The 14000-nt window shown below is 51.3% G+C and carries 12 protein-coding genes and 3 pseudogenes; 12 read left to right on the top strand and 3 right to left on the bottom strand.

All coding sequences use genetic code 11. The annotated features are described in order from the left end of the window. Positions 1-32: 32 nt before the first annotated feature. The 4 genes and pseudogenes from dnaK (at position 33) to ET464_RS07850 (ending at position 3652) form a co-directional block, all read left to right on the top strand. The gene (gene dnaK, locus ET464_RS07865) at positions 33-1874 is read left to right on the top strand and encodes a molecular chaperone DnaK (RefSeq protein ID WP_129439804.1); all 1842 of its coding nucleotides are present in this window, start codon (positions 33-35) and stop codon (positions 1872-1874) included. Positions 1875-1977: 103 nt separating this feature from the next. Beyond that, positions 1978-3113, top strand: a pseudogene (dnaJ, locus tag ET464_RS07860) (molecular chaperone DnaJ). A gap of 153 nt (positions 3114-3266) precedes the next feature. Continuing rightward, positions 3267-3434 (top strand): YfhD family protein, encoded by a 168-nt coding sequence (locus tag ET464_RS20280; RefSeq protein WP_244226709.1) that lies wholly within the window; start codon positions 3267-3269, stop codon positions 3432-3434. 14 nt (positions 3435-3448) lie between these two features. After that, complete coding sequence (locus ET464_RS07850; RefSeq protein ID WP_129439799.1) at positions 3449-3652, top strand: hypothetical protein; 204 nt, start codon at positions 3449-3451, stop codon at positions 3650-3652. Between the two features lie 112 nt (positions 3653-3764). On the opposite strand, the gene bshB2 is transcribed toward ET464_RS07850, so the two are convergent. The 3 genes and pseudogenes from bshB2 to argH form a co-directional block, all read right to left on the bottom strand. Continuing rightward, positions 3765-4457 (bottom strand): bacillithiol biosynthesis deacetylase BshB2, encoded by a 693-nt coding sequence (bshB2, locus tag ET464_RS07845; RefSeq protein ID WP_129439797.1) that lies wholly within the window; start codon positions 4455-4457, stop codon positions 3765-3767. A gap of 20 nt (positions 4458-4477) precedes the next feature. After that, a pseudogene (locus ET464_RS07840) lies at positions 4478-4821 on the bottom strand (YojF family protein). Between the two features lie 44 nt (positions 4822-4865). Next, positions 4866-6368: an argininosuccinate lyase gene (gene argH, locus ET464_RS07835; RefSeq protein ID WP_129439795.1), complete on the bottom strand. Its 1503-nt coding sequence runs from the start codon at positions 6366-6368 to the stop codon at positions 4866-4868. A 269-nt stretch (positions 6369-6637) separates the two neighbouring features. Here argH and ET464_RS20565 point away from each other — a divergent pair. The 8 genes and pseudogenes from ET464_RS20565 to ET464_RS07795 all read left to right on the top strand — a co-directional run. Continuing rightward, a pseudogene (locus ET464_RS20565) lies at positions 6638-7135 on the top strand (extracellular solute-binding protein); the annotation flags it as partial. Positions 7136-7269: 134 nt separating this feature from the next. Beyond that, positions 7270-7923, top strand: coding sequence for an extracellular solute-binding protein (locus ET464_RS20560; RefSeq protein WP_129439791.1), 654 nt, complete (start codon positions 7270-7272; stop codon positions 7921-7923). A gap of 86 nt (positions 7924-8009) precedes the next feature. Beyond that, on the top strand, positions 8010-8888 hold the full coding sequence (locus ET464_RS07820; RefSeq protein WP_129439789.1) for a carbohydrate ABC transporter permease: 879 nt from the start codon (positions 8010-8012) through the stop codon (positions 8886-8888). 69 nt (positions 8889-8957) lie between these two features. Next, positions 8958-9785: a carbohydrate ABC transporter permease gene (locus tag ET464_RS07815; RefSeq protein ID WP_129439787.1), complete on the top strand. Its 828-nt coding sequence runs from the start codon at positions 8958-8960 to the stop codon at positions 9783-9785. Positions 9786-9836: 51 nt separating this feature from the next. Further along, positions 9837-10964: an ROK family transcriptional regulator gene (locus tag ET464_RS07810; protein ID WP_129439785.1), complete on the top strand. Its 1128-nt coding sequence runs from the start codon at positions 9837-9839 to the stop codon at positions 10962-10964. Beyond that, positions 10948-12096 carry an N-methyl-L-tryptophan oxidase gene (solA, locus tag ET464_RS07805; protein ID WP_129439783.1) on the top strand — a complete coding sequence of 383 codons (1149 nt, stop codon included), beginning with the start codon at positions 10948-10950 and terminating at the stop codon, positions 12094-12096. Before ET464_RS07810 ends, solA begins: the two co-directional genes overlap by 17 nt. 237 nt (positions 12097-12333) lie before the next feature. Then, on the top strand, positions 12334-13314 hold the full coding sequence (gene prmA / locus ET464_RS07800; protein WP_129439781.1) for a 50S ribosomal protein L11 methyltransferase: 981 nt from the start codon (positions 12334-12336) through the stop codon (positions 13312-13314). Next, complete coding sequence (locus ET464_RS07795; protein WP_129439779.1) at positions 13311-13982, top strand: site-2 protease family protein; 672 nt, start codon at positions 13311-13313, stop codon at positions 13980-13982. The genes prmA and ET464_RS07795 overlap by 4 nt, the downstream gene beginning before the upstream one ends. Positions 13983-14000: the final 18 nt, after the last annotated feature.

Below are 14000 nucleotides of genomic sequence, written 5' to 3'. Positions count from 1 at the left end.
AAATGAAATGAATAATGAGGAGGAAAATACTTATGAGCAAAGTGATAGGCATTGACCTTGGTACAACAAACTCTTGCGTTGCAGTGATGGAAGGCGGCGAAGCAGTTGTTATTCCAAACCCGGAAGGCAACCGCACAACGCCTTCTGTAGTCGGTTTTAAGAAAGACGGCGAGCGTATCGTCGGCGAAACGGCCAAACGCCAAGCCATTACGAACCCGGACCGTACCGTAATTTCCATCAAACGCCATATGGGCACAAACCATAAAGAATCAATCGACGGCAAAGAGTTCACGCCGCAAGAAATTTCGGCGATTATTTTGCAAAAGCTGAAATCCGACGCGGAAGCGTACCTGGGCCAACCGGTAACCCAAGCGGTTATTACGGTTCCTGCTTACTTCAATGACAGCCAGCGTCAAGCGACTAAAGACGCAGGCAAAATCGCCGGCCTCGAAGTGCTCCGTATCGTCAACGAGCCTACGGCTGCAGCGCTTGCATACGGCCTGGAGAAAAATGAAGATCAGACGATCCTTGTCTATGACCTTGGCGGCGGTACGTTCGACGTATCCATTCTGGAACTGGGCGACGGCTTTTTTGAAGTAAAAGCAACAAGCGGCGACAACCATCTTGGCGGCGACGACTTCGACCAAGTCATCATTGATTATCTCGTAGCAGAATTTAAAAAAGAACAAGGCATCGACCTGTCGAAAGACAAAGCGGCTGTACAACGTTTGAAAGATGCTGCGGAGAAAGCGAAAAAAGAATTGTCCGGCGTGATGACGACGACGATTTCCTTGCCGTTTATTACGATGGTCGACGGCGTTCCTCAGCACTTGGAGCTCAACCTGACCCGCGCGAAATTCGAAGAGCTTGCTGCTCCGCTTGTAGAGCGTACGCTTGGACCTACCCGCCAGGCGCTTAGCGATGCCGGTTTGTCCACAAGCGAAATTGATAAAGTTGTCCTTGTCGGCGGATCGACTCGTATCCCTGCTGTACAAGAAGCTATCAAAAAGCTGATCGGAAAAGAACCGCATAAAGGCGTTAACCCGGACGAAGTAGTTGCGCTTGGTGCAGCTGTTCAAGCTGGCGTATTGACAGGCGACGTGAAAGACGTTGTTCTGCTTGACGTAACTCCGTTGTCCCTCGGTATCGAAACGGCTGGCGGCGTATTTACGAAAATGATCGACCGCAATACAACGATTCCGACAAGCAAATCGCAAGTGTTCTCGACTTATGCGGACAATCAGCCTAGCGTTGAAATTCACGTTCTGCAAGGCGAACGCCAAATGGCGAACGGCAACAAAACGCTGGGACGTTTTACGCTGGGAGATATTCCTCTTGCTCCACGCGGCGTGCCGCAAATCGAAGTTACGTTCGACATCGACGCGAACGGTATCGTTAACGTATCGGCGCTGGATAAAGGAACAGGCAAAAGCCAAAAAATTACGATCACTTCTTCGAGCGGCTTAAGCGACGAAGAAATCGACCGCATGATGAAAGACGCGGAGCTGAATGCGGAAGAAGACCGCAAACGCCGCGAGCTGGTTGAAGCGAAAAACAATGCTGATCAGCTTGTATATTCGGTCGACAAAACGATCAAAGACCTTGGCGACAAAGTGGACGCATCTGAAATCGAAAAAGCAAACGCTGCGAAAGAAAAAGTAACGGCTGCTGCTGCGACGGATGATATCGAACAAATTAACAAAGCTGTAGAAGAGCTGACTGAAATTGTACAACAGCTTTCTGTGAAGCTGTATGAGCAAGCAGGGCAGGCTGCCGGCGGGGCAGAAGGCGCATCGGCAGACAACGGCGCCGCTTCGAAAGGCAAAGACAATGTTGTTGACGCCGATTACGAAGTGGTAGATGATAAGAAATAAACCTCAAACGAGGTAAATGAGGTGAGGGGTCAAAGTCAGGGGGCTTCCCGGCTTTGGCCTTCTTGCTGTAAAAGTGGTGCTATTCGGGCGGGGGTGAGAACTGTTGGCGGAAAAGCGTGATTATTATGAGGTGCTTGGAGTAGGGAAAAGCGCGTCGGCGGATGAGATTAAAAAAGCGTATCGTCAGCTTGCGCGCAAATACCATCCGGACGTAAACAAGGAAGCGAACGCTGAGGAAAAGTTCAAAGAAGTGAAAGAAGCGTACGATGTGCTGAGCGATGAGAGCAAACGCAGCACGTATGACCGGTTTGGCCATGTCGATCCGAACCAGGGCATGGGCGGCGGCGGTTTTGGCGGCGGCCAGGACTTCGGCGGCTTTGGCGATATATTCGATATGTTCTTTGGCGGCGGCGGCCGCAGAGATCCTAATGCGCCGCAGCGCGGCAACGATCTGCAATATACAATGACGGTTGAGTTCAAAGAAGCGGTGTTCGGCAAGGAAACGGAAATTACGATCCCGCGTACGGAATCGTGTGATACTTGCCACGGTTCAGGTGCCAAGGCAGGCACCAGACCGGAAACTTGTTCGGTATGCCGCGGCACAGGCCAGCAAGAGGTCGTGCAAAACACGCCGTTTGGCCGTATGGTCAACCGCCGTGCCTGCTCGAACTGCAGCGGCACAGGGCGTGTCATCAAAGAAAAATGCTCTACCTGCCATGGTGCAGGCAAAGTGAAAAAACAGCGTAAAATTAATGTCCGCATCCCGGCGGGCGTCGATGACGGCGCGCAAATCCGTTTGTCCGGCGAAGGCGAAGCGGGGCATAACGGCGGTCCGTCCGGCGATTTGTACATTGTCATCCGCGTCAAATCGCATGAGTTTTTCGAACGCGAAGGCGACGATATTTATTGCGAAGTTCCGCTTTCGTTTGTGCAGGCGGCGCTCGGCGACGAAATCGAAGTGCCGACCTTAACGGAAAAGGTGAAGCTGAAAGTGCCCGCAGGCACACAAACGGGCACCTACTTCCGTCTCAAAGGCAAAGGCGTTCCGAAGCTGCGCGGCTATGGCCAAGGCGACCAGCATGTAAAAGTGACGGTTGTTACGCCAACCAAGCTGACGGAAGAGCAGAAGGAGCTTCTTCGTCAATTTGGCGGGGGGACGGCGGTATGACGCCGGACGATCAAGACGAACATCATGAGTCCATATTCGAAAGAATGAAAAAAGCGTTCCGCGGCGAGTAGCCCGGGACGTTTTTTTTGATGATTGGCGTTCGAATAGCTATTGTAAACTTCCCGGCCGTTAGGCAAGCGAATAAAAACAGTCATGCTGCACATGCTACTTATCAGTCCGTTCTGATTACAAATCCGCATTGCCGGAAAAGGAGCTGTTTGACAGTGGCAAATAAAAATAAAAAAGATATAAAAGTGAATTTTGGCGATTTGCCGGTTGGCTTAAACGAGGACGTGGAGTTTTCAGAAGCGCTTGCTGATGAAGATGATTGGGAAGCACAGGAACGCGCCGCTTCCGCTGATGAGCGGGCAAAACAGCGCCGTGATCTGTAAGAGGCGCGGAGCAGATGGATTCGGTAGAAATTCGGGCTTTGTTTGGCGGTCCTGAAGCAGCGCAGGAAGCGATTCATAAATTGCAGGCTTTACGGGCGCTTGATGTGGCGGGGCTGCCGGAGAACGGCATGTTGACCGTTGTGGTGGACAGGGATATTGCTGACCGTGCTTCCCGATTAATTCAGCAAATCGGCGGCGATTTGCAGACGATATTCTAACCGCTGCCCTGCTTTTGAACAGGGGCTTGAAAAGGATCAAGCGGAGATGGATGGCTGTAGCAGCTTTCCATCTCCGCTTATTTTTTTGCGCCGGATGGCGCCTGCAAGCCGGTTATGGATGCTGCGCAAGCGTGTCTGTCCAGCGGTATATCCAGAACTGCTCGCGTTTTTGCGGCGCCAGCAGCTCCTCTTCGAGTGCGCTGCCGGACGCCAGCTGTTCATCCAGCTTGCGGGTGATGACTTCCGATTGGGAGCGGTGCGCGCGGATAGCCGCCATTTTCTCGTGCAGCACGCTTGAAACATTCAGCACAACATCGGGAGCGCCAAGCGCTTCCAGACAGTTTTTGGAGAAGGCAGAAGCGTAAATTTCGGGTCTTTCTTCAAGCGGCAGCCGGGCAACTGCACGGATGGTGGCATCCGCAAGGGCGTCATGGTCGGGATGTACGCCGTGTTCGGGATAATACGAATAAATCCGGAAAGGGCGGATTTCTAGAATGGTTTCGTAAATCCGGTCTGCTAATTGCTCCGGATCCTCGAACTGAAGTGTTTTATCCAAGAGTCCCCACATCCGCAAATCCGTAATGCCGATTGCCAGGCAGGCGTCTTGCAGCTCTTTTTCCCGGATATGAGGCAATGTTTCGCGATTAGCGAAAAAAGGGTTGCCCATCCGTCGTCCCATTTGTCCGGAGGTGGCGCAAATTAAAGTAATTGGTGAACCTTCCTTTGCATGCAGCGCGAGAGCGCCTGCTTTGCCAAAGGATTCGTCGTCAGGATGCGGGAAGACCGCTAATACGGGGCGGCTCATCTTCATTCTCCTCTCTATCGTCAAAACGGTTTTGGGCTAAGCTGCAGAGCGATGCCCAGTTGCCCCTCTTCATCGTGGCCGGCAAGGAGCAGCTTATGGTCCTCCATCACCTCAAAGTCGGTAAGACCTTCTGCATAAACCCAGCCTTCCCCATCTTCAATCCGACGCGGAACGGCCCGCTGCCTGTAATTTGTCCGCGTTCATAATGAATTTTGCCATTTCGGATAAAAGCGCAGACAGATACCGCTTTCTCCCCTTTCAGGGAAGCGTAGGATCCGGTTGTCGTTTCCAGATGGAGAAAGACGTCCTGGTTCAAAAACGAATCGAGTTTTTCCTGGACTTGCTGTTTATGAATAGGCTGCATACCGAATCAGCTCCTTATCGTTCCGTTATTTGCTATCTCCAAGGCTACAGCCATGCATCTGTAATTTCGTCCAGTTCGGCATAGGCCCGGGATATTTGTGTTTTCTGCGTATCCAGCCAGCTTTGGATTTCCTGCAGCTTAAGGCGTCGTGCGGCTAATGCTCTGGATACTTCCGCAGGCGACGGCCCGCCCGTCAGCTTGCGAATTTCTACGAAATGGACAGGGTCCATGGCGCGTGACACAATCTCCGCCGGCAAATAGAGCGGGGCGCCAATAATTGGCTCCGCTACTTCATCAATCAGAGTGCTTGTCACTTGCGTCGCGTCAAGGCCGCGCGACAACGCCAGCTTCACGACGCCGCTGGCAATGGAGTGCGCGCTCCGGAAAGGGATTTGCTTCTCCCGGACCAGTGAATCGGCAAGCTCGGTAATCGAAGCGAAGCTTCGCTTTGCCCGTTCAAGCAGCACTTCTTTGTTTACTTCAAGCGTGCCGATGACGGCCGCGAATAAACGGAACAGCTGATCGGACAAATGCAGGGATTGCCACAGATGCGGCTGGAGATCGTCTTCTGTATCCACGATGTCGCCAAATGGGGTATTGTGGAGCATCTGAAGAACAGTGGATGCGCTGCCCACGCCGCTGGAACTAAGCGAGCGGATATGCTCCAGGGAAACAGGGTTGCGTTTTTGCGGCATGATGGAGCTGATTTGTACATAAGGGTCAGCGACGCGAATGGCGGCAAATTCCTGGGTAGACCAGAGCAGAAGATCCTGGACGAAACGCCCGATGCCGATAAACGACAATTTAAGCGCGGAGGCAGTTTCTCCTAAATAATCGGCGCCGCCAATCGCATCGTAGGAGTTTTCCACCAGCCTGTCAAAAGCAAGCAGATCGGCCACACGCTGTCGGCTTATCGGAAATCCGGAGGTTGTTAAGGCTGCAGCTCCAAGCGGGCTTGCATTATTCGTATCGTAAGCAGCTGTTAACCGTTTGACATCCCGGCTGACGGAGTCGAATACTGCCGTTATATAATGGGCGAATGTCATGGGCTGCGCCTGCTGGGTATGCGTGTAGCCCAGCATAACCGTATTCGTATGGTTGTCCGCCGTATCCAGCAGCGTATGCAGGAAGGAAACCGCGGAAGTGATTGTTACGAGCAGCTTGTCGCGAAGCGTCAGCCTGTACATGGCGACTCCCATATCGTTTCGGCTGCGGGCGAGATGCAGGCTGCCGCCGATTTCTCCGGCGCGCTGCATAATTTGGCTTTCGACCAGGAAAAACAGATCCTCATAATGGCCGTCGTACGTCGTCTGGGTAATGGCTGCCGGATTTAAGCTGCGAATGGCCTGTACAATGGCTGCAGCCTGTTCGCGCGAGAGCAGCGACTGCTCTACCAGCATAATCAGATGCGCTTTATGAATCGCCAGCATGGGGTGAAGCAGGACGGATTTGGCTTGTTCATAAGCCGGAGCAAGCACGACCTCTGAATAGGTGGCTCCCGGGAAGGAGCTGCCTTCACGTTCGAATATCGCTTGTTTTATTCCCATTTGTCTACCTCCTCAGGTCTGTACACACAAAATAAAGGCACTAAAGAAAAAAGTTAATTAAGAAGGTTAACAAAGGTGGAGCCGTATCGACGATACGATGACCATATTTTGTAAATAAGCTCTAAATATACCGTCATCTTAATCCCGAGTATTCCATTTGTCAATCTAGGAATTAAGGATTGACTGGAAATTATAACCTAATTTATAATCGGTCTCACAACCTTTGTTCGGAAAGTTAAGTAAGGTTCTAATTTGGGGAGGGAAACGCAATGCTTAGAAATTTAAAATGGATTCTCGTATTTGCTTTGACGGTTGTGCTCCTTGCAGGCTGCGGCTCTAGCGGAGGAGATGGAGACAAGGTGACGATCACCTACTGGCAGTACAGCTACCCTTCCAAGATAACGGCGATCAAGAAGCTGATTGAAGACTTCGAGGCACAGAACCCGAATATTAAAGTGGTCGCCCAGGACTTTCCTTACGACCAATACAACCAGAAGGTAGCCGCTGCGGTCAATGCGAAAAAAGGGCCTGAAATCTTGAATTTGTATTACGGCTGGATTCCTCAATATGTGCAGCAGGGTTACTTGCAGCCGATTCCGCAAGATTTGATGAGCACGAAGGATATCGATAATTACTATATTCCGATGGTGCGGGATTCGAAGCTGGACGGGCAATATTATGCTATTCCGACGGCCGTCCGTTCGCTTGCCCTATTTTACAACAAGGACTTGTTCCGAAAAGCCGGCCTTGATCCGGAAGCCCCGCCAAAGACATGGGATGAACTGATCAAAGATGCGCAGAAAATGACGGTCTACGATAACGGCACATTAACGCAGGAAGGTTTTGCGCCGGATGTAAGCGGACAGGGCTTCCACGTTTTTGAAGAAATTTTACTGCGCCAATGGGGGTTACCCCTTACAGCGAGGATAACAGGAAAGTACAGTGGAATGCTGCGCCTGCCGGTCTGGAAGCTTTTAAATATTGGATCGATATGTTTGACACGTTCAAAATTGGTGATCAGAACTTCAATCAGGGGTATGAGACTGCCTTCCAGGCTGGCAAAGCGGGCATGATCATCGACGGATCGTTTGCGATCGAAACAACCAAGAAATCGACGAATGCCGATTGGGGGGTTGCAACGATACCAACCAAAGAAGAAGGCGGATTGGAATCGAACTTTGGTTCTTATTGGGTCCACGGCATTGCCAAAGGCGTTACGGGCAAAAAGCTGGAGGCATCCGAAAAGTTTTTGAAGTTTTTAACCTCCGAAGAAACGCAGAAATATTGGCTGTCCGCCGTCGGCGAGCTGCCGGCTGCCGCATCATTTGCGGACGATCAGTCTATTATCGGCGACCCGATCTACGGACCTTTCGTCAAAGGCTTGAATGCGGCGCACGCTACTTATTTTGTAAACGAAAAAGACGAACGCCAGCTCATTATTGACCAAACGAACGAAATTTTCCTGAACCATGCTCCCGTCGATAAAGTGTTTAACGATCTGGTCGGGAAGCAGCAGGCGATTCGGGACGAATATTTTAAGCAGCATAACAATTAATCCATGCTGTACAGCGGGCGGGATACGCGGGTGTAAACCTGCGTATCTCCAATGCCCGTTAGGATGAGCAAAAGGCGGTGAAGCTTATGGCACGCAAAATGTACGAAGCCGGTACCGGATCGCCGGCGCCTGCGTATAGCCGGCTGACTTTGGAAAACAAAAAAACACGTACAGCCTATACTTTTTTGGCGCTGCCGCTGCTGTTTTTTTTGGGAATCCGGATAGCCCCTACGCTTTATGCATTCGCCATGTCTTTTTTTAAGCAGTCAGGGCCGGGATACACGCTGAGCAATTACGAGGAAATGTTCACTTCGCAAGTATTTTGGCGCGCGATCGCCAATACGCTGCTTTACGTAGTAATCACGGTGCCCTTCCAGCTGGGGATCGGCCTTGTGCTGGCGCTGCTGATCGGAAGGGTAAACCGGTTTAAAGGTTTTTACCGCACCTTTTATTTCCTTCCCTACATTACTTCTGCCGTAGCGATCAGCTGGGTGTGGCGGCTTATGTATGACCAGGATAACGGCATCATCAACATCTTCTTGAAAGGGCTGCATCTGCCTGCCCAAAAATGGCTGCATGATCCGCAGCTTGCGCTGATTTCCGTAAGCATTGTCATCATTTGGCAAGCGTCCGGGTTTTCTATGCTCATTTTTATGGCGGGGCTGGAGTCGATTTCCAAATCTTATTACGAAGCTGCCCGAATCGACGGCGCCAGCCGCTGGAATCTGTTCTGGGCGATTACGTGGCCGCTTCTGAATCCTACGATTGTGTTCTTGTCTGTAACCGGCGTGATCGGCGCCCTGCAAACATTTACTCAAATCGCCAATATGACCGGGGCAGCGGGGGAGAAGCCGGCGGCCCGCTCAACAGCACGCTCAGCATCGTGGTATATGTATACAATCAAGGCTTCAACGATTTTAATATGCCGTTTGCTTCCGCGGTTACCGTCGTTCTGTTTCTATTAATGATGCTGGTTACCGGGGTTCAAATGAAGCTGTTGAATCGGTCGGCCGATTATTAAAGGAGGTGAGGAGATGCGGAAAAAAACGGATGCAGGGGCGATAGCCGCCCATATCGTGCTGCTTGCCGGACTGCTTGGCGTAGCCCTCCCGTTTGTTTGGATGGTTGTATCTTCTTTTAAATCGCTTCCTGAGTTTTATTCTTTTCATTTTCTTCCGAAACATTGGACCACTGAGGCGTATCGATTTATTTTTTCGGAGACGGAATATGTCCGCTGGTACGGCAACAGCTTTATCGTGGGAATTGCGGTAACGGTAAGTGAGGTGTTTTTTGCTTCACTGGTCGGATATACGCTGGCGAAATACAGATTCCGGGGAAACAAGATCGTATTTTATCTTATTTTGAGCACGATGATGATTCCAATCGAACTGCTTGTCATCCCTTGGTATGTGTTGAGCGCAGACTTGGGCTGGGTGGATACGTACTGGGGCATTATGTTTCCGGGCATTATGAGCGCCTTTGGCGTATTTTTAATGCGGCAGTTTATGTATGCCGTGCCCGACGATCTGTTGGAGGCTGCCCGGATTGACGGAATGGGCGATTTCAGCATTTTTATTAAAATCGCGCTGCCTCAGGTGAAGCAAGCCCTTGCGGCGCTGGGGATATTGTCGTTTCTCGGGAATTGGAACGCTTATTTGTGGCCGGTTATCGTCATTTCCGATGAGAATATGCGTACGCTGCCTGTCGGGATGTCGCTTTTCTCAACGGCGGATGCCGGAGGCCTGCAATGGAATCTCATTATGGCGATGAGCACACTTGCCGTAATCCCGATCGTCATCGTCTACTTCATTTTTCAAAAAAGAATCGTAGAAGGTATTTCGCTTACTGGAATGAAAGGTTAGCCGTTACAGCCATTCGTTCGATTTCCCTTCAAAGGATACGGAGCTGAAGCCATGGACAACAAAAAGAATAGGCCGGGTACGCCCAATATGCTGCGGCTGGTCAACCGGAATGCCATTCTTACTTTTTTGGAACAGGCGGGGATTACAAGCCGGGCCGAGTTAAGCGCTGTGTCGGGGATAAGTCCTCCGACTGTTTCTTCGATCGTGAAGGAGCTGATGGAGGAAGGATGGATTCATAATGCAGGCGGCGGTGTATCGCATGGCGGCAAACCGCCCCAGCTCATTAAGCTGAACCCGGATGCGCGCTTTATTGGCGCGGTTCAGATGAATGCGGATAAATTTCGCATCCGCCTCTCTAATTTGGCGGGACAGGTATATGCGGAGGAACAATTCAAGCCTTCTGGCCGCAGCGTCGAAGAGCAGTGCAGAGAATCGGTCAGCCGCCTGACAGGCTTGATGCAAGCCCAGCAGCTTCAGCCCGAGTTATGGCTAGGTGTGTGCGTGGTTGTGCCCGGCGTTGTGAACGATGAAGGCATTGTGTCCAATGCGCCGGAGCTCCATTGGCATCAGGAGCCTATTCTGCACTATTATACGGCATGCTTAAGCTGTCCGGTTGTTGTAGAGAATGACGTCAACTTAGCGGCTATTGGCGACTCCTGGAAACGAAAGGCATGGGCGGGCATGTCCGTTTATATCCACTTGGACCGGGGAATAGGGGCTGGGATATTGCTGGACGGCAAGCTGTATAAAGGAGCGCATTTTGCAGCCGGAGAAATCGGCAGCCTGATTGTCGATCCGGCTACGGTTGGACAGATCCAGGCAGATCCGTACCAATCGACCGGCCGGTTTGGCTATTTTGAAGCGCAGTTCGGATATAAGACGTTTCAATCGCAGGAAAGAAATATTCGGCTCGAAGACCGGATCATTCAGCATATCGCCTATGCAATGGTTAACATTATCGTGCTGCTGGACCCGGACACGCTTGTTTTTGGCGGCAGAATGGCTTACGGTATCGACAACTTTTTGGGCAGATTATCGAACGCTTTGGCGGTGCTTGTCAGCGTGACGCCTAAAATGCATATGACGTCGCTAGGCGACGATGCTTCATTATTTGGTGCAGGAAGAGCTGTTATCGAAAATTACAGGAGTCAAGGAGGGAAGTATGCATACATCTTATGATGTGATTGTAGTCGGAGCAGGATCTATGGGCATGAGCGCCGGTTATTATTTGGCAAGGCAAGGGGTTCGCGTGCTGCTTATTGATGCGTTTGATCCTCCCCATCTATTCGGAAGCCATCATGGGGATACCCGTTTAATGCGGCATGTATACAGCGGCAGCCCGGTTTATACGGAGATGGCGCTTAGGGCGGACCGGTTATGGACGGAACTGGAGCAGGAGTCCGGCGAGACGCTGCTTGTCCGGTCGGGCGTGCTGAATGCGGCGCCGGCTGCGTCGGTTTTGTCATCTAAAATAAACCGTTCTGCACAATACCATGTTCCGGTTGAGCTGCTGGATGCGGATGAGATCCGGACACGCTGGAGCGGATTTCAGTTTCCGGACGGCTTCCAGGGGTTGTATGAACAGCAGGCGGGTTATTTGCTTTGTGATGTATGTGTGCGAACGTACCGGCGGCAAGCGGAATCGTATGGCGCAGAAATGCTGGTGAATACGCCGGTGGAGGGCATTGAAGCGGCCGGTGAAGGATTCGGCGTTCGGACCCGTCATGGTCTTTATACGGCGGATAAGCTGGTGTTGAGTCTGGGGGCATGGTTTGGATCTATCCGTTCGTTTATTGATATGCCGGTCCGTCCGGTCCGTAAAGTTGTCGGCTGGTTCCAGAGTGATAATCTTCTGTTTGATACGGCCCATTTTCCAGGCTTTACATTCGGCGATGCTTCGGGAGGTTATTACGGTTTTCCGAGCCGGGACGGATCGGGAGTGAAAATCGGCCGCCATGATGCGGGCAGAAGCTGGCGGCCAGGAGAGCCGTTCGAGCCATTTGGCGCCTATGAAGACGACGAGCGGGATCTCCGCCGTGCTCTTGAAGCTTATATGCCCCGGGCTGCAGGCAAGCTGCTCCGCGGCGGGATATGCAAATATGAGATGACGCCGGACGAAGATTTTATTATCGATACCCATCCGGAGCATCGGAATGTCCTGGTTGCAGGAGGATTTTCCGGGCATGGCTTCAAGTTTTCCAGCGTTGTCGGCGAAATCATTAGCGATTTGGTTATCCGAAACCAGTCCGCCTTTGATCTTGCGCCTTTTCATTTATCCCGGTTCAACAGTGTAACGGAAGCGGAAGTGTGATTAATCCGCCGGAAGATGATTTAGGAGAAGCATCATCATAACTACTGGATCGCAGCCCCCTTTTGATTCCGCCGTACCGGGATAAAAAGGGGGCTGCTGTTTTATGGAACAGGCAGGCTGTTCAGCCCGTTGATAATGCAGCCGGAATGGGGGCTGGCTTTTGAGCGTGCTGTTTTGTGCTTCCCGGCTTTCTAGTGTACAATAGTTGTTAGTTTTTAGCACTGGAGGAGCACTTGAATGAAATGGTATGAGCTGACAATCCATACGACGGAGCAATCCATCGAGATGATTTCGAATTTTTTGCATGAAATGGGCGCCGGCGGCGTAACTATTGAGGAATCAGGCACTTTGAACAAGGAGCGGGATACTTCGTTTGGCCAATGGTATGAAACGCCTCTTAACGATATACCGGAAGGCCAGGCCATTATTCAAGGGTATTTCCCGGAAGGCACGGATCTGGAGGAAATTACCGAAGCGGTTAAACCGCGGATTGACGAACTGAGAGAGTTCGGCATTGATCCGGGTAATTATACGATTTCGCACAAGCTGGTGGACGAAGAGGACTGGGCGAATAACTGGAAGCAATATTTTAAGCCGATCCGCGTGTCGGAGACGTTAACCATTAAGCCGACTTGGGAAGCGTATGAGCCTTCTCCGGAAGAAAAAATTATCGAGCTTGACCCGGGTATGGCTTTCGGAACAGGAACGCATCCAACCACTTATCTTTGCCTGCAAACACTGGAATCGGTAGTCCGCGGCGGTGAAGAAGTGATTGATGTTGGCACCGGCTCCGGCATACTTGCCATCGGGGCGATAAAACTGGGCGCCAAACGGGTGCTTGCGCTTGATTTGGACCCGGTAGCGGTGAGCAGCGCAACGGACAATGTGAAGCTGAACGGCCTGGAAGAGGACATTGATATCCGGCTGAGCGATCTGCTGGGCGTGCTGCGCCAGGATGGGGCGGACAGCGCCGTAGGCGTTACCGTACCGGTTGATCTTGTAGTAGCCAATATACTGGCGGAAATTATTATGCTGTTTATCGACGATGTATACGAGGCGCTGAAGCCGGGCGGCTTGTACATTGCATCAGGAATTTACAAGGACAAGGAGCAGGTTGTCGAGCAAGGGCTGCTGCAAGCCGGCTTTACCATTGAAGAGAAACGCCGCGAGGAAGACTGGTGCGCGATTATTGCGAGAAAGCCGCAGGTGAGCGGATGAATTTAGACGGTTTTTTCCGGTATCCGGTTGATGAGCTGCCTTTTGTCGTTTTAACGATATTGATCGCTTTTACGGTTCACGAATTCAGCCATGCATATTTTGCATATAAGTTCGGCGACCGGACAGCGTATGATGCCGGGCGGGTAACGCTGAATCCAAGAGTGCATCTCGACATATTAGGCACGATTCTCATTCTGATTGCCGGCTTCGGCTGGGCAAAGCCGGTGCCGGTTAATCCAAGCCGGTTCAAGTATCCCCGGCTGATGGGGATTGTAGTATCCGCGGCCGGTCCGATCAGCAATTTGCTGATCGGAGCCGTCGGCATGTTTATTTATTATGTGCTTTTGCGAAACGGTGTGCTGATGGACGGCTCCAGGGGTGTCATTATGGCGGTCCATACTTTTTTTGGATACCTCATTTCGATTAACCTGCTTTTATTTGTGTTCAATCTGATTCCGCTGCCGCCGCTTGACGGCTACCGGATTATTGCGGATTTGCTGCCGCTTCGCCTCCGGTACAAATTGGATCAAAATGCGCAATGGGGCTCGCTTATCTTTTTAATCCTTGTTTTTGTCCCTGCTTTGCGGAGAGTAACACTTGATCCCATATTGAATTTATCCGGCGATATCTTTTTATGGCTGGACTCTTTATACCGCTCTATTTTATAATTTTTAGGTTGCCTTGCT

It is taken from the genome of Paenibacillus protaetiae (assembly GCF_004135365.1).
In the GTDB taxonomy this organism is placed as follows: domain Bacteria; phylum Bacillota; class Bacilli; order Paenibacillales; family Paenibacillaceae; genus Paenibacillus_AP; species Paenibacillus_AP protaetiae.
Note: the sequence above shows the minus strand (reverse complement) of the source record. Positions and strands in the feature narration are given on the sequence as shown.

Excerpts from the sequence above, each read along its gene's own strand:
- ET464_RS07815 (WP_129439787.1), top strand. The coding sequence starts at position 8,958 with ATGCGGAAAAAAACGGATGCAGGGGCGATAGCCGCCCATATCGTGCTG.
- ET464_RS07810 (WP_129439785.1), top strand. The coding sequence starts at position 9,837 with ATGGACAACAAAAAGAATAGGCCGGGTACGCCCAATATGCTGCGGCTG.
- bshB2 (WP_129439797.1), bottom strand. The coding sequence starts at position 4,457 with ATGAGCCGCCCCGTATTAGCGGTCTTCCCGCATCCTGACGACGAATCC.
- ET464_RS07820 (WP_129439789.1), top strand. The coding sequence starts at position 8,010 with ATGGCACGCAAAATGTACGAAGCCGGTACCGGATCGCCGGCGCCTGCG.
- ET464_RS07850 (WP_129439799.1), top strand. The coding sequence starts at position 3,449 with ATGGATTCGGTAGAAATTCGGGCTTTGTTTGGCGGTCCTGAAGCAGCG.
- dnaK (WP_129439804.1), top strand. The coding sequence starts at position 33 with ATGAGCAAAGTGATAGGCATTGACCTTGGTACAACAAACTCTTGCGTT.
- ET464_RS07795 (WP_129439779.1), top strand. The coding sequence starts at position 13,311 with ATGAATTTAGACGGTTTTTTCCGGTATCCGGTTGATGAGCTGCCTTTT.
- argH (WP_129439795.1), bottom strand. The coding sequence starts at position 6,368 with ATGGGAATAAAACAAGCGATATTCGAACGTGAAGGCAGCTCCTTCCCG.
- solA (WP_129439783.1), top strand. The coding sequence starts at position 10,948 with ATGCATACATCTTATGATGTGATTGTAGTCGGAGCAGGATCTATGGGC.
- prmA (WP_129439781.1), top strand. The coding sequence starts at position 12,334 with ATGAAATGGTATGAGCTGACAATCCATACGACGGAGCAATCCATCGAG.
- ET464_RS20560 (WP_129439791.1), top strand. The coding sequence starts at position 7,270 with ATGGGGGTTACCCCTTACAGCGAGGATAACAGGAAAGTACAGTGGAAT.